The 19,625-nt window shown below is 46.7% G+C and carries 12 protein-coding genes; 9 read left to right on the plus strand and 3 right to left on the minus strand.

All coding sequences use genetic code 11. The annotated features are described in order from the left end of the window. Positions 1–93 precede the first annotated feature (93 nt). The 7 genes from BMX00_RS01920 (at position 94) to BMX00_RS01950 (ending at position 10,182) form a co-directional block, all read left to right on the plus strand. Positions 94–498, plus strand: coding sequence for a DUF4870 family protein (locus tag BMX00_RS01920; RefSeq protein ID WP_090826510.1), 405 nt, complete (start codon positions 94–96; stop codon positions 496–498). A gap of 624 nt (positions 499–1,122) precedes the next feature. Then, on the plus strand, positions 1,123–1,704 hold the full coding sequence (locus tag BMX00_RS01925) for a hypothetical protein (RefSeq protein ID WP_090826512.1): 582 nt from the start codon (positions 1,123–1,125) through the stop codon (positions 1,702–1,704). A gap of 25 nt (positions 1,705–1,729) precedes the next feature. Then, positions 1,730–3,067, plus strand: coding sequence for a PelD GGDEF domain-containing protein (locus BMX00_RS01930; protein WP_090826514.1), 1,338 nt, complete (start codon positions 1,730–1,732; stop codon positions 3,065–3,067). Between the two features lie 11 nt (positions 3,068–3,078). Further along, the gene (locus BMX00_RS01935; protein ID WP_090826516.1) at positions 3,079–4,098 is read left to right on the plus strand and encodes a tetratricopeptide repeat protein; all 1,020 of its coding nucleotides are present in this window, start codon (positions 3,079–3,081) and stop codon (positions 4,096–4,098) included. Beyond that, entirely contained in the window at positions 4,098–5,606 is a 1,509-nt protein-coding gene (gene pelF, locus BMX00_RS01940) for a GT4 family glycosyltransferase PelF (protein WP_177171735.1), read from the plus strand. The genes BMX00_RS01935 and pelF overlap by 1 nt, the downstream gene beginning before the upstream one ends. A 236-nt stretch (positions 5,607–5,842) precedes the next feature. Beyond that, positions 5,843–7,210: an exopolysaccharide Pel transporter PelG gene (gene pelG / locus BMX00_RS01945; RefSeq protein WP_090826521.1), complete on the plus strand. Its 1,368-nt coding sequence runs from the start codon at positions 5,843–5,845 to the stop codon at positions 7,208–7,210. A 359-nt stretch (positions 7,211–7,569) separates the two neighbouring features. Next, positions 7,570–10,182 (plus strand): bifunctional glycoside hydrolase/polysaccharide deacetylase family protein, encoded by a 2,613-nt coding sequence (locus tag BMX00_RS01950; RefSeq protein WP_177171736.1) that lies wholly within the window; start codon positions 7,570–7,572, stop codon positions 10,180–10,182. Here BMX00_RS01950 and BMX00_RS14265 read toward each other — a convergent pair. After that, positions 10,133–10,420: a hypothetical protein gene (locus BMX00_RS14265; RefSeq protein ID WP_143053022.1), complete on the minus strand. Its 288-nt coding sequence runs from the start codon at positions 10,418–10,420 to the stop codon at positions 10,133–10,135. The two genes, BMX00_RS01950 and BMX00_RS14265, sit on opposite strands and share 50 nt — an antisense overlap. Positions 10,421–10,750: 330 nt before the next feature. On the opposite strand from BMX00_RS14265, the gene BMX00_RS01960 reads away from it, so the two are divergent. Next, positions 10,751–14,329, plus strand: a complete 3,579-nt coding sequence (locus BMX00_RS01960; protein ID WP_090826527.1) for a tetratricopeptide repeat protein — start codon at positions 10,751–10,753, stop codon at positions 14,327–14,329. An 88-nt stretch (positions 14,330–14,417) separates the two neighbouring features. Here BMX00_RS01960 and BMX00_RS01965 read toward each other — a convergent pair whose 3' ends face one another. Beyond that, positions 14,418–14,843 (minus strand): hypothetical protein, encoded by a 426-nt coding sequence (locus tag BMX00_RS01965; RefSeq protein ID WP_090826529.1) that lies wholly within the window; start codon positions 14,841–14,843, stop codon positions 14,418–14,420. Between the two features lie 66 nt (positions 14,844–14,909). Then, positions 14,910–17,054: an Agd3-related carbohydrate deacetylase gene (locus BMX00_RS01970; protein WP_090826531.1), complete on the minus strand. Its 2,145-nt coding sequence runs from the start codon at positions 17,052–17,054 to the stop codon at positions 14,910–14,912. 950 nt (positions 17,055–18,004) lie between these two features. Between BMX00_RS01970 and BMX00_RS14675 the strand changes: the two genes are divergently transcribed. After that, positions 18,005–19,459, plus strand: coding sequence for an endo alpha-1,4 polygalactosaminidase (locus BMX00_RS14675; RefSeq protein ID WP_090826534.1), 1,455 nt, complete (start codon positions 18,005–18,007; stop codon positions 19,457–19,459). The last annotated feature ends 166 nt before the right edge of the window (positions 19,460–19,625 follow it).

Here is a 19,625-nt window from a genome sequence, read left to right on the forward strand (position 1 = left end):
ATTGCCTGTCCATGGCATCCGTTGGCGTCCGTTTATCATTACCTCTGTCATGAGCTTCTTTCCCGGAAAATCCCAGGCTGAAGGAAACCAAATATGAATGGACCCGACTCACGAGTTGTGTCGGTTGTGCCTCGAGCAGGCCTCGTCCGTCTTACGCACATCATCTATTTACTGCACGGCTTCAGCGCACTGATGGGAATTCTGGGGTCGGCGCTTATCATAACGACATTCCTTACCGGCTGGCCTTCTATCATCGCGGTGATTATCAACTATATCAAACGCAGCGACGTTCGCGGCACTTATCTCGATTCTCATTTTAGTTGGCAAATACGCACATTCTGGTATGCATTGCTTTGGCTGGTCATTGCAGCCATTCTGTTCGCTACCGTTATTGGCATTATGCTTGCGTATATCCTCGCGGTGGGCGCAGGCTTATGGGTCGTTTATCGTATCATACGCGGCTGGGTTGCCCTCAACGAGGGCAGGCCCGTGCCTTAGAATCCGCGATATTCGGCCACCGAGGCCATGACGAATTTGTTCGCGGCCTTAAAGCCGTGAACGTAGTTCGATTCCACCCGTCCACGCCAGGGCGGGCTCCATTGCTCAGTCAATAGCCGCGCTCGGTCAAAAGCCGCGGTTTCACGCCCCCGGATCGAAAAATTATCAAGTTAGAATTGGGAGCCTCGGGCTTACGCTCGATATCACCATCTCGAGCTCGCACATAGGTAATACATTCGATACATGTAATACCCTTCCATACCAGCCGCCACCCGATCGCTGATTGCGATGGGTGAGGATGACGCACACACATTCATTCCCGCGGCTGTGTCACATCACCCTTATATCTATAAGTGTCCAACCGGACCGATGGTTTAGCAAGTGCCTGAAGTTCTTGTTGTATGTTGGCCTCTCGATCTCGATTCATACTTGTGCGTGATTATTGGTCACTCAGCTGGAGCTGAGCCGTCTTCCCGGATTTCTTTCCTGCTGCTCAAAACACAAGGTGTTATGTGGGGTGGCGCACAGATTCAATCAGACGCGATATTCAAAACTCATCTTCTCGGTCGGAAAAAACCGATTGAGGCCAGTATCCGAGGAAATTAATAAAAAAGAGGGTTGGTTATGTTAATAAGTAATGAAAAAATCCTGCTACATGTTCATATAAAGCCTAGATTTTCCCCTAGATTTTTCCTCTTTTTCATCCTGCTTAATTGGTTAACGGCCTGTTCGGTAATTGACGTACAGAAAGGCTCTTCATTTTCCTCTTCTGGACGTTGGATGATCCTGCCTTTTCAAAATTATTCACAGACTCCGCGGGCAGGTGAACAAGTGGAAGAAATGCTGGCCACACTGTTCAGAATTCGGGGGATTTCAAATATAGAAATGTACCAACAGCAAGACGAAGACAAGAGTGGATTGCTTGAATTCGACGACCGCAAGCGTCAGGAAAAGGCCTTGTTATTCGCTCTTAAGGATAAGGTTTCTTATGCAGTGACTGGAAGCGTTGATGAATGGCAGTACAAGCTCGGCGTTGGTAGTGAACCGGCTGTTGGCTTGACAATTCGAGTTATAGAGATTTCCTCTGGCAAAGTTGTTTGGTCCGCAAGGGGAGCGCGATCTGGCTGGAGTACAGGATCGCTGAGTGGTACAGCACAAAAATTGCTTGGTGAGTTGATTTCAAGCGTTGAAATCACCGAATCGTGATTTCTGTTAACAGTTGAAAAAGTCAATGTTATTGGAGAAGGTACTAAAAACCAGGTGGATAGAGCCACTTGTTATCACATTATTACTTCCAATAATTGGGTATGTTATTGATGCATCTGATCCTTTTTTCATAAATTATCATTTTCCCTGGCTGATTATTGCTCCTTTATTAACTAGTCTTCGATATGGGTTTGTGTGGGGGATAACTTCGGCTGCATTGCTTATAAGCATGATCGCCTGTGTTATTTACCTGGGGGGGCCTCAAGTCTCTTTTTTTCCCGAAGAAATGATAATCGGTTTGCTGCTACTCACAGTTATTTCGGCTGAGTTTTATGAATCGTGGGCTCGTAAGATAAACATGCTGGATTACAAATATACCCATCTTAAGGTAAGAATGGATAAGTTTGCCCGCTCATACCACCTTATCAAAGCCTCGCACTATCAGTTGGAACAGCATTTGGCAAGTCAGGCAAAAAGCCTGCGTTTATCCTTGCTTGATCTGAAGGAGAAAGTTTTAACTTTAGAACAACATAAAGGTGAACCACTAGCTGGTATTGGGGAGAATATTCTTAAAATTCTAGGCAGCTATATGAATGTGCAGATGGCGGGGATTTACGCGGTCAATGAACAACGGGAAATTGGGCCTAAGCCTGTGGCGTCGTTAGGACAGCCTTGTACTTTGTTCGCCTCAGACCCTGTAATAGAAGAAGCCCTGCGCACCGGACATGTTGCGAGTATCGAAACCGAAAAAAATGGTGCAATGGCTGTTGTTGGCGTACTAGTCGCCATCCCTCTGGTAGATGTTTATCACAAAATCTGGGGGATGATTGTCGTGAATGAGATGCCATTGTTTGCATTGCAGGAAAGTACCATGGATTTTCTGGCCGTTTTGGGCGGAAAAGTTGGTGATCTTATCAAGCGGCGCGCAGAGTCCTGTTGTAATGACACTGATGGTAAAAAAGTGTTTGAAAGCAGGCTGCGCCGAATTCTAGGGGAGATTAAAAACTTAAAGACTTCTGCTGTGACGATTGCAACAATTATCAGCTCTGAAGAGCTGCAGAGGAAATTTCTTGCTAAATTTCAGGCCGAGTTGCGGGGAGGGGACGAAATTCTTATCGTTAAAGATAGCTGGGATCGCCAGGTCTTTTTGATGTTACTACCCCATACGGATGAAAATGGCGCAAATGAATTTCTAAATCGCATTGAATTATCGAAATCATCGGCTGAAACGGTTTGTCATGGATTGAATAGGATGGCCTTTAGCTTTCATGAGGGCAATATTAGAGTTTGTATATGGACTTTAAGTAACAAAACTTCGCGAGAAAAAGTTTTACTGGAAATAGATGAGTTTTACCAGAATTAGGAGGAATAAAAATGCGCATATTTCCAGTTCTGTATAAATTAAGTCTACTTACTCTTGCCCTGGGATTAGAAATACAGGGTGTACAGCTAATTTTCCATGAATCCCTATCCGAACAGAACCTGATAACAGCCTTATTTTGCCATTTTATTGCAAGTGCTGTCGCCGCCTATATTTTCCCTAAATTCATTGTGCCTAATCACAATGAATCTAAGTTGAGTGTTTTTATTTTTTTCTTTGTGGTCATTTTTTATCTGCCTGTGCTGGGATTGATAGGGCTGATTTCAGCGATACCAGTTGTAGCAGGCCATTCTTCCTCCAAACCGGAAAGACCGAATTTTCTGATGAATATAAATAAAATTCGGGATCTTCCTTCCGAAACTACCGTTACGGGCGGTCAGCCTGTTAATTTGCATAGTCTGCATGATTTATACAGATCCAGAAATTCTGATAGACGGCTGCAAGCTGTGTACGCAACATTAAAGCTAAAGGATAGAGATGCAATTCCATTGTTGCGTATGGCACTTGGCGATCCGGTTGATGATATCAGGTTACTTGCTTACGCTTTATTGGACCGCAAAGAGTACAGGCTGAGCAAGCGCATTGAGAAATCCAAGCAGGAACTTGAAAAAAAGGAAAACTCCGGAAAAAAACAATTGTATCGGCAGATCGCTAATGATTACTGGGAATTGGCGCATCTTGGTCTGGTTCAAGGAGAGGCGAAAAAACATGTTCTCGGCATGGCCTACAAATATATTGAACTGGGTCTTGGATATTCTCCCCAGGATTCGGGAATCCTGTTCCAGTACGCTCAAATTTTGCTGAGGTTGGGAAAATATCAACAGGCGTTTGAGCAATTCAAAAAGGCTGAAATTCTCGGAATCGAATATATAAGCTTGCTAACTTATTATGCCGAAATAGCCTTTTGTAGCCGCCATTATCACGAAGTGAAGCAATTAATGGCGGCGATAGAACTTCCCGCAGCCTATCCCCTGTTAACAACGGCAGCACGATTCTGGCGGAAAGAGATCTGATGCAGCAGCAGAAATATGCCGATATCACACTCTTGTTAGAGGGCACCTATCCATTTATCAGGGGTGGGGTTTCCGGCTGGGTGCACCAGATAATCGAAGGGCTGCCAAAGTATACGTTTTCCCTAATTTTTCTGGGATCCAGGAAGAGCGATTATGACGAACCAAAATATGTCTTGCCCGATAACGTCGTTCACCTGGAATGTCATTATTTATGGGAGCCTTTTTTCAAGTCAAAACCAAAGGCCTGTAAGGGTAATGATGAATATATTGTAGAGTCAGGCAAGCTTCATGAACGGTTCCGAAATCCGTGCTCAGGATTTGATGAGGCTGCCTTAAAGAAACTTTTGGTTTCATTAGGGCAGCCGTCTGGCTTCAGTGCGGAGGAATTTTCGTTTAGCGATGCAGCGTGGCAGCATATCTGTGAGTATTACAATAAATATAACGCGGGGAATTCATTCATCCATTATCTGTGGGCAATTAAAGCTACGCACATTCCATTGTTTTTACTTGCCAGTGTTGCCGATCGGTTTTCCATGGCGACTGGAGCATTCCATACCGTATCCACTGGCTTCGCGGGTTTTCTAGGGGTATTACTGCATTACAGAACCAATCGACCGCTTATTCTAACGGAACATGGTATTTACACTAAAGAAAGAAAAGTAGACCTGCAATCCCATTTCATTAAAGAGCATCGTGATTCGTTAAGTGATGCTCTGTATATGGGAATGCAATATCAGGAATTATTGTGGATAAGATATTTTGAATCGCTTGGCAGGCTTATTTATACAGCCTCAAATCCGATCATAAGTCTTTATGAGAATAATAGAAGGCGTCAAATTGCCGATGGCGCAGATCGTGACCGAACACAAGTTATTCCCAACGGTATGGAAATGGAGCGTTTTCTTCCTATCCGTGCGCAATGGCCAGGAAAAATCCCGCTCGTGATCGGGTTGCTCGGCAGGATAGTGCCGATAAAGGATATCAAGACTTTTATCCGAGCTATGCGTACAGTTGTGATTCAACTCCCTGAAGCGGAAGGTTGGCTGATTGGTCCGGAAGATGAGGATAAGGGATATGTGGAGGAATGTAAAAGTCTGATTCGGGAGCTGGGGCTGGAAGGAAAAGTACGTTTTCTGGGGTTCCAGAAAATTAGCGACGTGCTCCCTCGTCTGGGATTGCTGGTACTGACATCAATCAGTGAAGCCTTTCCATTGGTATTACTTGAAGCTTTCGCAAGCGGTCTGCCAGTCGTGACTACTGATGTGGGTGCCTGTCGGGAAATCGTCGAAGGTAACAGCGACGAGGACTGTGCTTTGGGATGTGCAGGGATTGTGACTCCCATAGCAGATCCGGAAGCAACTGCTACGGCTGTGATTACACTGCTGACCGATGAAAATCGTTGGCATGCAGCAAAGAGAGCTGGTATTCAACGCGTTGAAACCTACTATACGCAGTCCAGAATGCTTGACAGCTACAAAAGCGTTTATGACCAGGCGCTGACACAATGAGTCACTGTCGAGGGGTGTGTTACAACTCTGCATCAAGGGGCGATTATGTTCCGGGTACCCCATTTTACGCAGAACTGCATCGATCAATTCTGACAGACGTGCACCCTTTCAATTTCTCCCTATCGTTTTCCGCGCTTTTGGCGGCCATGAAGACTCTGGCTGCCATGCGCTGGCGTAACGCACTGCCTCGCGTTTTTTGCAGAGCCCTTATGCCCAAATTTGGATAGCCCCACATAATGGCTGGCATTGGGTTTCGACTGCGGGAGCTGGCGAGAACTGATACTTTGTCAGGACTACTGCTTGCTTATGGCTTCGCCGGAATCATTGGTTCGGGCCCATGGGTATTGTCAATTATTGGCATCCTCCTGATCGGTATCATCAATACAGAAAACACAAGTACACCTTTTTATGTTGGGCAGTTTCAGATATCTGTAACTTATCTGATGGCGATTTCCTTAATCCTGACCAGTCCTTTGCAGCTGATGATCACACGCTTTATTTCGGACAGGTTGTATGAAAAACAGGATGAACACGTTTTACCGAATCTAACAGGGGCCATATTTATTGTAATAACCGTCAGCGGAACGCTTGCGGGTTTTTGTTCGATTTACCTGTTTACCGGCTCGGTGTTATATCGTTTGTTGATGTTGAGCGGTCTGGTTATCCTTTCCACGATCTGGATTGTAGTGATCGTTTTAGCGGGAGTGAAAGCATACCGTGAGATTTTGTTAGCTTTTCTGTTAGGTTATGGGATAACCGTTTGGGCTGCTATCGAGCTAGGCGACTTTGGACTGGAAGGCCTGCTTTCTGGTTTTGTTTTAGGCCATAGTATTTTGTTATTTATGCTCCTGGTTGTAGTTTTTCGCTCCTATTCGAGTAATAAATTGATCGCCTTTGATTTTTTACGGCGAAATCAAATATTCCCAACCTTGGCAATTACCGGCTTTCTTTATAACCTGGGTATCTGGGCTGATAAATTTATTTTCTGGTTCAATCCTCAAACCAGCGTTGCGATCATTTCACCCTTGCGGGGATCGCCGATTTATGATCTTCCCATATTTCTTGCATATTTATCCATCATACCGGGTATGGCAGTATTTTTATTGCGAATGGAGACGGATTTTGCAGAACAGTATAAAAACTTTTATGGTGCCATTAATGGTGGTGCACCCTTAAAGCTTATTTTAGAGATCTATGAAGAAATGGTCGTAACAATTCGAAGAGGGTTTATCGAAATCTTTAAGGTACAAGGAATGACCATCATTATATTGCTGGCAGTGGGGGATAAATTACTGGCATGGGTAGGAATATCACCTTTTTATGGAGTACTGTTAAATATTGACCTGGTTGCGGTGGGTGTCCAAGTATTATTGCTGGCTGTCCTCAACATTTTGTTCTACTTTGATAATCGTAAAGATGCTTTGTATCTGTGTTTGTTATTTATTACCTCAAACATCGTATTCACACTTCTGAGTCAATATCTGGGGCCTGCATTTTATGGCTATGGTTTCGCCTTGTCCGTTGTAACAACTACACTGGTGGGTATGGCCATCGTCTCAAAAAGACTTAGCCGATTAGTTTACGATACGTTCATGCTACGTTAATCAATCGATTACGCTGGAGCAAATAAGTATATGGCAAGACCAGGTCCCGCCAGGAATCTTCAGACATTTTAATCGATTGATGAAAGCGGTCGGAAGCTGAAGAAGATGAAAATGCCATCATATTGCAGACGGCAATATGATGGCGATACGCAGGAATGGCGTTTGCCTCCAAGCACAGGAATTAAACACCCGTGTATTCTTTTTCAAACCATTATGCTTTTATAACGCTTACTGGCATGTTTTTATCCTCGGTTTTCCTCCCCGCATACGCTGATTCCAGTACCGCCTTTTTTTACGGCCGGCCAGCCCCGATAAATCTACTTTCTCATTTTAAGCAAGTCATAGTAGAACCTGAGAATATGGATAATCTGGTTGATCTTCGTGATAAGGGAACCAAAGTATTCGCTTATGTAAGTGTTGGGGAGGTCAACTGGTCACGATCCTGGTATTCCGAAATCCCGAGAAACTGGTTTATGGCCAGTAATAAAGAATGGGGAAGCAGCATCATTGACCTCACCCAGCAGGGATGGCACGACTACCTGGTTGATAAATATTTGTCCCGGTTATGGGAAAAAGGCTACCGCGGTTTTTTTTTGGATGGACTGGAGAGTTATCAAATATCTGTCGTTGAACCTGGCGGCCGATTGATTCAGGAAAAAGCATTGTCGAATCTGATTAAACGCATACATCAGCGTTTTCCGGGAGTCGATCTTATACTTAACCGGGGATTTGCGATCTTACCGGAAGTTGGCGGATATGCGGTTGCGTTAGCTGCTGAATCGCTATTCCAGGGATGGGATCCCCCAAGTCAACAATATACAAAAGTTCTTGAGCCTGATCGTTACTGGTTGCTCGAGAGGTTAAAGCAAGCAAAGGATCAATATGGATTACAGGTAATCGTCATTGACTACGTTGACCCAAAGCAGAAGCAATTGGCGCGCACTACCGCCAAACAAATATCTGACCTGGGCTTTACCCCCTGGGTGGCAAATCCCGGGCTGGATATCCTGGGCATTGGCGAAGTGGAAGTTTTTCCCAGACGAGTTTTGGCGCTTTATGATGGGAAGGACTACCCGGAAGGCCTGCAACAGACAGATGTTCATAAATTACTGGCTATGCCTTTGGAATACCTGGGCTATTCGCTCGATTATATGGATGTGAATGTAGGGTTACCAGGCAATTTATTGACAGGACAATATGCAGGGATCGTGACCTGGTTCAACAACGATGGCTTATTGATACCGACGATTTATAGAGATTGGCTGTTGCGGCAAATAGATTCCGGAGTAAAGGTTGCTATTCTGGGAAACTTGGGTTTCAAAGCGGACAATGCTTTTTTGCAACATCTAGGGGTCAAATTAAGTCAGTCAGAAAATTTACAGGGGCCACTCAAAATTGGGCAGAGCGATAAGATTGTTGGTTATGAGGCGCAGCCTAACCCCACGTTACAAGGGGTAACAGCCTGGCAAGCACTCGAAAGCGGTATTGAAAATCATCTAGGCTTGGCAGATCAATCGGAAGCGCCATTGGTTGCTGTGTTTTCGGGAAATTGGGGAGGTGTTGCCTTGCATCCCTATGTAATAGAGCCAGGTTACCAGGGACGCCAACGATGGATCATCAATCCGTTTGAATTCTTGTCCAAGGCTCTTGATCTGACAGGAATACCTGTACCTGATGTCACGACTGAGAATGGCCGGCGTTTATTGCTGGTACAGGTGGATGGTGATGGAGCTGGGAATAAAGCAGAAATACCCGGCGTGCCGTTGGCCGTAAAAGTCATTCAAGATCACTTTCTGCAAAAATATAATCTGCCTTCAACAGTTTCCATAATTGAAGGAGAAACAGCGAGTGGCCGTTCATCTGACAAATTAACCCCGATCGAAACAATAGCACGAGATATTTTTAAACTGAACAATGTGGAAATAGCAAGTCATTCCTATAGTCATCCTTCAGCATGGTTCCAAAAGAACAATATTATGGCTGCAGGTGATGATTATCACCTTGCTATTGATGGATATGAGTTTGACTTAAAACGGGAAATCGCGGGATCAGCAGAATATATCAATAAAACACTGGCACCCGAGAACAAACATGCCCGTGTTTTCCTCTGGACGGGTGACGGGCTGGCAAATAAAGAGGCCCTAGTTCTGACGCGTTCGCTTGGATTGGAGAATATGAACGGTGGTGGCGCGACGATATTCGATGATGAACGCACGATGACCCGCGTGCCTCCTCTCGGGTATGCAATTAATGATCAGCTCCAGGTATATGCCCCCATTGCAAGCGACCATGTTTATACAAATGGATGGCAAGGCCCTTTTTATGGATTTAATCGGGTTATCGAAACCATGCGGCTTACGGACAGCCCACTCCGTCTGAAACCACTGCATATTCATTATCACTTTTATTCAGGCACTAAGATTGCATCCATTAATGCCCTGAAAGCCGTGTATGACTGGAGTATTAAACAGGAACATAGAGCTGTCTGGGTCAGTGAGTACAGCCAGAAGGTAAATGAATTCCAGAACATGACCCTCTCTCGCCGCATGGACGGGGCGTGGACTATCAGAGGGCTGAATACACTACGTACAGTACGTTTGCCAGTGTCAACAGGATGGCCTGATTTAGAAAGATCCGAGGGGGTTGTAGGCGTTCGTGATGCACGTCAAGGACGATATGTGCATCTTTTGCCCGATCATGGTCAAGTTCTATTGTATACCACACCTGATCCTCCCTCATCCCCTTATCTATTACACAGCAATGGCGAGATAGAGAAATGGCAGCAGACTGCAGAGGGAATTAATTTACAAATACATGCTCATACACCGCTAGAAATAGTCATGGCCCCACCCGAACGGAAATGCTATGTCAATTGGTCAGGTGGCAGACTGGATGGACAGCACCAAAGTAAAGGCTGGAAATTTATCTTTCCAGTGGCCAATCCCGGTAACGCCACAGTCGTCTGTTATTAATTGATAAAAGTTCCCGGGGTTGTCGGTCCGTAAGCTCCCCTGCCAAATTCGGGACAAATCCCCGCGCCTGGGTGGCGCTACGGCTTTCCACAGCCACCCTGGTCGCTTCATTCGCCAGGCCCCAGCTCACATACATGCGCTTGAGCTGGCGACCTTTCGGCTCTATCTCGCTCACTTGCACCGGCTGGGATACATCCAATCGCCGTACCTGGCTTTTCTGTAATCCGGATTTCATCATTAGAACCTCCAGGCAAATCCCTGCCAGAAAGTTTTACTTTTTGCGTCTATGTTAAAGGGGGGAGAAGAGAGAAGCAGGGCGCATCGTCACTGATCATTTTTTCGGGCGTGCTTACGAACATTTCTCTATTTGATGTTTCTTGCCCTAGCTGTAATAAATTTCTGATTATGTGGTTTACCGAACGGAAGAGCTAGTGTGTCAGCATCAAGCTCGGTTTTTGTTCTTTCAGCATCAATCCTGGCTGCTCGATAATGTTGGATCTCTAGCCAGGGAAGATTTCGGTATTTAAATGTCTGGCATGAATGAATGAAACCCTGAGAGTACCCGATCATGAGCTTGTTCGGCAGTTTAAAAAAAACAATATTTTTGTTCGGTTTGGCATTGAGTCTTGTTTTTGCCCTTTTGTTTTATAGAGAGGATCGGTTAAGAGAATTATTCCAGATAGAGAAGCCGGATCATCTTTCAGTATTGTACTTAAACCTTCTGTTAGATATTAATCCTGATGATGCCGGCTTACGCATGGAACTTGCGCGACACCATATCAACCTCGGCGAATTAGATGAGGCTCGTACTGTTTTAGAACCATTACTAGCCGAAAATGGCCCAGCAGACTTAAGTACCAGGCTACTGGTATTGGAAATTGACTTAAAAGATTATTTATCAATAGTGGAAGATGACCCGAGCCGGAAAACAAAGCTGGTTAACTTGCAAAACAGTATTATTGAGATCAGTAAACATCAGGTTCCCATAACGTTATTACCGAAAATTATTAAACTCAGCCTGGAGCTTGAACAACCAGCTGTTGTTGCAAACCTGTATTACCGATGGTCGGCCGTTACTCTTGATTCTTCCGAACGCCTTGAGAAATTGCAGGAATCAGCAAAATGGCATATCGCGTCGGAGATGCCGCATAGGGCGGCAGAAATATATAACGAATCCTATACGTTGTCGAAGGATCCGGCGCAAGCTCGGCAATTTGCGTTTCTAACCCTTCAAACTCTACGAGCAGCCGGTGACAGGAAGCTCGCTCTCGAGTATTTCCATAACTATCACCAGAGATTTCCCAAAGATCCTGAACTGCTAGATGAGGCGATCAGTATTCATCTGGCTGACAACAATCAAAGGCATGCACATGAAATGGGTGCCGTGCGGTTGGAACTTGATCCTGACAATCCCGAACAAATCAGGAAGCAGGTCGATCGCGCTCTTTCAGTTGGGGAAATTCAGTCCGCATTGATATTAGCTCAGCGGCTGGTGGAGGTTGCTCCAGCTGATGAAAATGCTCATGAAAGTTTAGGACGTATTGCAGAATGGGCTGTAATGCCAGAGGTTGCCCTGAAAGAATGGTTATGGCTGGCAAGAAATAGAAAAGATGATGTGTCCATCATGAATACGATCAGACTCTCAAAAGCGCTGTACTCAATCGGTACCGCGCTGGAAATGCTAGTACAGCTATCAGATAGGCGGAAACTAACCAGTGAGGAAATGAATAGCTTATTGTCTGCATATAATGAGGCCGGCAGTTTATCTGATCATGTTAAGTTTCTGGAATCCTATTTAAAGCGCTATCCCAATAACTTACAGGTGTGGGAGGCTTTGGCTAAAACACAGGAAAATGCCGGACAGTTAACCGAGGCCATGACAACTTGGGGACTTATCGGGACGAACTTCAATCGTGTGCCAGAGACTGTGACCCATCAAGCCAGATTAATATGGAAAAACGGGCAATCTGAGAAGGCGCTTTCTGTATTGTTATCAAATAAAAATAATGCTCCAGCAAAAGAAACGTACTTCTGGAAGATTCTGAGCGACCTTTCGTGGGAGTTGAAACGACCTGAGCACTCACTATCGGCTTATAACGTTCTGTGGAAATCAGGTAGTACTAACGCACTTATCCCAGAACGACTGATCCAGTTGACGCGAGATATGGGTAAAACAGAAGAGTCGATCGCCATCGGTGAAGAGGCCTATCACCGTCTTAGTCAATCTCGTTGGTTACTGCTTTCTATGGATGTTGCCAATCAGGCAGGCTTGACGGAACAACTAAAGCGGCTTTTGAAAAAGGCGAAGAGCAATGAGTCGCAATTTTTGAAATCGGAGATGTATTGGTTAATGCGCGCTCAGCTAAATATTCATGAGAGCCAACCCGAAACAGCTATGAAAGATTACCAGCAAGCCTTGGAAGTCAATCCTGCATCGACTACCGCCAAAGAAGGAATTTTTTGGAATCTGATTGGGCAGGGTGACAAGCGATCGCTGCAATCTCACATTAAAACCTGGCGAGGCGAAGCTTCAAAAAATCCCTCGTTGTGGGGCGTTTATGGGGTTGCGTTGGTCAAGGTTGGTCAGAACAAGGAGGCTTTGCCCTGGTTCGAGCGAAAATCACGAATAAGTCCCGATGACTATCTTTGGCTGCTTACCTACGCAGACGCCTTGAGCAAATCGGGGCATATAGATAAAGCGTGGCATTTACGAAAACATGTCTTATTTAACCTAAGGTCCCGTCTGAATGAACTTGGAAAAACACCAGGCAAAAAGATCAAGGAACTATTGCGTCCAGAATATATAGCTTTGATTCGCGACCTGGAAGGCGCAAATGCAGATGTATCCCTATTGAAGAAGCTGCTTGCCAAAGGATACGATGATCCTGTGGTTCAGGAATTGCTTGTCGCTGCGTATTTATCCCAGGAGAACTATCCCGCGGCGCGTTACTGGTTATTACATGAGCATGTTACGAGACAAAATTCGCCAACATGGCAGCGCCTTTCATTAGCTTTAGGTGAAAACGATCTCGCTACTGTCGCGAATATTCTTGAAAATGAAAATGACAGTCTTTCCGAATTTAATAAAATGGAGTCGCTCAAGCGTCTAGGCAGAAATGAAGAGGCATTAGCGTCAACCTATAAGCTTCTTGAGACGCATAAACAACCTTCACCCTTGCAAGCAAGCCTTTTCAATTTAAGAGATGAATTGGTGGTAAAAACAAGCAGGCAGATAACAGGCTCTTTTGACTATAGGACTCTCGGAAACATCAATTTCATCGAAAGTCGAGCCCGGCTTAACGTGCCTTACTTGCGTGGAGTGCTGGCGACGGACCTTAGGCATATCCACCTCAGTTCTACAGATCCCAACATCACTTTACCTGCAACTGATGAAGTAGATATCTCAACAGAATATAGACATCCTCTTCGCCAGGGAATGTTCCAGGCTAATGTGGGCGGAAATCTCAGGGAAGTGAACTCCATTGCTTATGGCGCCGCTAGAGTTAGCCAGGACTTGACCAACAGGCTGAGAGCGAGTCTGCGCGTGGGGGTTAACGAACTCAGTCATGAGACCGGAGCGCTACGGGCGCTCGGAACGAAAGATACAGTTTTGCTTGGTATATCCACTCAGTTATCACAGCAAACATTTGTCAATCTTGAGGTCGATGGGCATCGTTATTCGACCAGAGGAGGAGGGGAGCTGGGTAAGGGGTACAAGCTGCAAGCGATCATGGGGCATTCTCTGCTTTCCGGCTTTCGAGACTGGCAGATCAGATTACAGGGCTCATGGGAAGACAATTCCCTTGCACAGACACTTCCTTCTGACTTGACTGGGTTACTGAGTCCCGCCATCGCGGAGCCTCAGACCATCGTGCCGCGCCGGTTTGCCATGATGGGTATGGGTACGAGTTTTCGCTATGGACCACCTGATCAGGGTGTGTTGAGGAGCCCCTTTATCCTTGCAGATGTTTGGGCCGGGTATGTGTGGCCAGCGGATGCCTTGGGGTATAACGGGCGGTTGTCAATGGGGATTCAATTATTGGGTCCCGATATTCTTAGTGTCGGAGCCTTCTATAGCAATGTCCAGGGCGGCAGGACCAATCAACCTTTTGCGGGAGCAGGTGTTCAATATTCCTTTCGCTTCTGAATTACCTTCTGAATCTTAAGAAAGCTGGATAAATAAATGGATGCCCCCGGCTTTACGGGGGGCACCCAAGTGCTTATCGACAGGGAAGCTATTTATTGTGACTGTGGGAATGGGCCGCGGGTTCTGGAATCTGAATAGAAAGGTTTTTATTCTGACGGGCTTTTGAAACAACCTCAGACTGACCTTCGAGCTGAGCGGCGGCATCGAGAATCGGCTGGGGGTTGCCGCCCTGGCGTGCAACGATCTCCGCCGTTTCTTTATATTGCGCCGCCAGAGATTTCGCCTGCTCGGCGTATAACGGGTCCCGCGCCTTTAGCTTAAGGTCATTTGCCTCTCCTATCTTTCTTCTTTCATCATTGGCTTTTTGGGATGTGTTGCCAGCCTGTCCGGTGTTGCCCGTCTGTTCGGTGGCGGCAGCATATGCCAACACCGGGGCTCCCACGCCGATGGTCACGGTCACGGCGACAATCAGCAGGGCAGGGACGGCCCGGATCGAGTGGATGTAATTTACCATTTGAAGGTCCTCCTAATTATTTAGTGTTGCCAGAATATTCGAAAGTAGCGGATGCTCACAGGATGGTCACTGGGTGAGCGCCCGGTTGACAGAAATCGTCGTGGAGGTGGTATTTACGTTAATGCTACGGATAAATTGACCACCATATAGTTCTCCACCCGACAAACCCGTAACCGAAAGGTTGGGTACAGCTTTATTTGCGGATAGTGTCACCTGGTTGGTCGTGCGATTCCAGACCGCCTGAATAATCGCGGATTTGGCGCTAAGGCTGTCTGCTGTATGGTCGCCACTCAGATAATGAGGATAATTCTTGACTGGCAGTTTGAACAGCCGCTCGTATGCCGTGAAGACAGCATTGAGCCAGTCGAACTGGAGCGTATTGCCGCTGGCATCATATTGGGCCAGGTTCGTCTGATGGAAAAAATGAGGCCACTTGTTAAAGGTCAGCATATGACGTACTGCCGCATCGGCTTCGGCAAGGAGAATTCCGGCATAGTCCCGCGGAGAGCAAACGGCTCCGGGTATCTGACATGGATCTTGTCCGGCATTCACAAACCTGTCGTGAAAGATGTAGTTGTACTCATCCACCAACTGAGTCGGGTTCCAAACATTGTAGAAAATATTGGTCGGCCAGCGCGGCAGCATGATCCGATCGGTTTGGCTGCCATCGTCGTACTGGGTGATGTACTGCTCGAGGTTTTGCGCCCGCTGCGACGAGTCGGAGGCAAGATAGCTCACCCCGGCGCGGGCAGCGGCTTGAAGGAAGAGCGGATTGGCCCCGCCCTGATCAAACGCCACGTCGTCAGATTGGACGTCGGACATTTCCGGATGCAAGGCAGGATCAGCAGTGCATTTGCGGTCTTTGAGACCGGAGTGGTTGCCGCTTAAGAGCATCCGGTTATTCTGGCTTTGCTCGGGAAGACCCAGAAGCCCCCAGACAGTCCGGTTCCTGGTGATTTCCGCCTGGATGGCCGCAAGAGTAGTCAAGGTGGCGTAATCACAAGGGGCATTGGCCGGGACCGGCGCCTTATCCATGTCTGCATGCGAGAAGGTGTGATTCATGAAGCGGAAATTGGCTTTGTTGGCAACCACCGCCGCCACCAGGTCATCGGTCAGGTTTGCAGCGAGGGTCGCTGCTTCCGGATCCAGCACTGCCCCGGCACCATTGAATGGAAAATCCAGCTTGAAAGTGGTACCGGCTGTCGGATGGGCGGCACGAAAGGCGATCTGTTTGCTCACCGCGTTCGTGATATCGGCGCTATTCAGTCGATAGGTAGTTGCAGGGTTGGTTGCCTTAAGAGCGGGATCCCATAGCTCGTCAGCAAGAAACAAATCGTCCAAATGGGTGGCCAGATGGACAAAGCGCGCCCCAATGAAGACGCCTTGTGTCGCCCAGTTGATGAACTCGTAGGCCAGGACCTTGGAATGAAGAAGGAAGTCGGCATTTGTAATCGTCGAGATCATGACCTCGCGTACCGGTGTTGTCTGCGGAGGCAGGACGTATTGCACGATCGATACCAGGGCCTCGCCATTCTGGGTTTTAAGGAGCGGCACAACGTTGGGTTTAGTGCCGTCCCGCAGGAGGGTACCATCGTTTCGAGGGTTGGCCGCGAAGGCAAAGTCCGTAACTGGAAAGGGACTGGCCGGGTTCACATACTCAAAAACCTGCTTGCTGTATGTGGCAGGCACTGCCCACTGGGCATTGTAGGAGTTTCCGCTGGACGAAAAGACCAGGCCATAATCGAGGTAAATGCCGAAAGGAGCGTTCGGGTCCCAATAAGTGGCTGGCCATCCTGACAGCACCGCTTCGCGTACGCCAAAGCTTTTTTCATAATCGTGCAGGACGTCCCATTCCGCTGGCGTGAAGTTGGGAACCAGGTCTGAGTCCGTCAGGATGATGCCATTATAATTGCCGACACAACCCGCATCCGCAGCTTTACAGCCGGCGCCGGCCGAAGAAGCGGCGAGCATTGCAGCCGTCAAGTCCTGTGTTTCGGCATTCAATACATCATATGGCACGCCCATCTCATCCAGGACGGGCTTGATATAGGCGAATCCCATATCGTTCGCTATCTCACCGGTCGTGATGAGCAATACCCTTAATTTAACGGCATTATCGGCAAATGCGGGAGCTGCTCCAACAATTGACGCCAACCATATTGTCACTGAGACAAGCAGTGAGCATTTCATGCTCGGGTTCTTCTTTTTCATGAATGAAATCTCCTTTTGCAAATGTGGAGGGTTTGGGGTTACGGAGGGACTTTGTTAAGCGGACTTTTTTGTTTTTGTTCCAAGAAAATATGAAGCTTTTAAGTCGATGTCGGAGCAAATTCTGCGTGATGCTGACACACAGGCATGTCCGTTCGATAACCAACATAGGTCTTTTTTGTCGCTAGAAAGCGACAATACAGCACGATAAATAACAGAGCGTTACTGCAACCCAATATCTTTATAGTGCGGTTTAGCGACAATTTTGGAGTTAATTTTTTTAAAACCGCTTATTTCTGGTGACTAAAAAGTTTGGCATGAATAGTGCTTCAGTGAATTCAATGTTTATCGGGACGCTCGTCCGTCATGCTGGGAAGCCCGAAAAGTATCCCTACTGAACCATAGGCTCAAGGCAGAGTTATTTTAAATATCGGTTAGAGCAAACTTTTTTAAATGGCTGTCATTTCCGCGCTTTCTCAATCGATGGCCAGGATATCGTTCTGCTAATTTGCTGCATGTAAGTCCGGCAGTTTGGCGAGCTGGCGCGCATCCTGAAGCGCATGCTGATTGTTGGGGAAGTGACAGAATAGGAGGGCAGGGAAAAGGAGGACAAGAGGAATAGGGCAGGGGAATAAGGCTAAGAGGGGAAGACGAGCACAAAGACGCTACCGCATACTACCCAACCATGTGAACGAAGGCGGCAACTCGTATGTGATATTTAATTGATGGTAAAGCGCCAGAGTCTTCACTGTCAGTCTGGCAACAATGTGGGTGGCCACCGGATCTGGCTACCGGGGGATCACTAAAATTCGTCGATCACGCTTTACAAATCAGTTGTTTCTGAATTTTTAAACTCCAGGATCGCAACTCTGGAATCATGTCACCCAGCTCATCATGTCCCAGATCAATTGCCTTAATTTTAGTTCCATAACTTTCGCCGAGGAAGACACAGCATGCAGGAATCCAGAACAATCAAAGTTTCTAATATTTCGCTTACTAAGACTTCGAAGACTTCGTTTACTCAGCCCATCTTTATCAAGCCCATCATTAATTCAATAAAAAAACTTTTGGTTTATAAGATGCATCGATCCAAACAGATAAAAAAATTAATCCAGTTACTTGCAGGCACGGCTCTCCTTACGGCAAATATCAGTTTTGCCGAATTCATTTTCCCATCCAACTTATTAAATAAAACAGGCTCGTCGACGCCCCAGCCCCTGGAGGTTCTTGCTGTAAAGGATCAGCAAGGCTCAGACGACAATTTAGACAGCTATATAGAATTTGGAACTGATCAGCGTGGATATTTGGGTACCTTCAGGTTCAACCTGCCCGCTACACCTGACAAAACGATTCAGCAACTTATATTCCAGGCTAATTATCGCGGTCCACAAAAATCCGTTCAAAAATGGGAATTTCAACTATTGAATGTCAAAACTGGCAAGTGGGTTTATATCGCGGACAATCGTGATGCAGCCGACCGATCGTGGAGTAATATCGCTGCAACAGTAACAGACCCCAGTCAATTTATCAGCGGCCGAAATCAGATAACCTTACGCTACGTGACAAGAAGTAGCGGAAACAATAGCCAACTTGATTTCGTTGCGTTCGAAATAAAAAGTTCTGGTGCCAGTCCGTCTACCGATACGGCAGGGTTGGGTAGTGATTCGGGTGCCGCATCACCGCCACCAGTTGTGAACAACGGAAACCGCTGGCAACCGGCTCCGGGATTAAAGTGGCAAATCCAATACACCGGCACGCTTGATACCACCGTGAATGTCGATGTATACAATCTCGATCTCTTCGATACCAGCGCCGCCGTTATCTCGGCACTGCGATCGAAGGGCAAGCATGTCATTTGTTATTTTAGTGCGGGCAGCTATGAAAACTGGCGCCCCGATATCGGCGCATTTCAAGCCCCGGTCCTCGGCCGGAATCTTGACGGCTGGGCAGGCGAAAGGTGGCTGGATGTACGACGGCTAGATATCCTGATTCCCATCATGCGGGCTCGCATGGAACAAGCTGCTCAAAAAGGCTGCGACGGTATCGATCCTGACAACGTTGATGGCTACAGTAACAATACGGGTTTTGCTCTCAGCTACAATGATCAACTGGCTTATAACATAGCCCTTGCTGAAGCAGCGCATAGCCTCGGACTCGCCATAGGTTTGAAAAATGATCTTGACCAAATAAAGGATCTTGTGAATTATTTTGACTTTGCTGTGAATGAAGAATGCTTCCAATATGGCGAATGCAACACTCTCAAACCATTTGTTGATGCCCGGAAAGCTGTGTTCGGCATTGAATATAATCTCGCAAACTCGAGCTTTTGCCCGCAAGCCAATGCAATGAATTTTGACTTTCTGAAGAAAAATCTATCTCTGGACGCCTGGAGAGAATCCTGCAGGTAATTGCGTTACCCTAACTGTCAAGCTATCCCAAAAGGAAAGGATTCCGGCCAGGTAAAATGCGATGAAGTGGGTACTTACTTAAACTCCCGTTTCGACCGGCGAATGCTCATGCTCTGGTATGCGCTGCCTTGGCTGGGATGGAAACGGCTTACGGTCATCTATCGCA

This window comes from Nitrosovibrio tenuis, from assembly GCF_900109785.1.
Classification (GTDB): Bacteria; Pseudomonadota; Gammaproteobacteria; order Burkholderiales; family Nitrosomonadaceae; genus Nitrosospira; species Nitrosospira tenuis_A.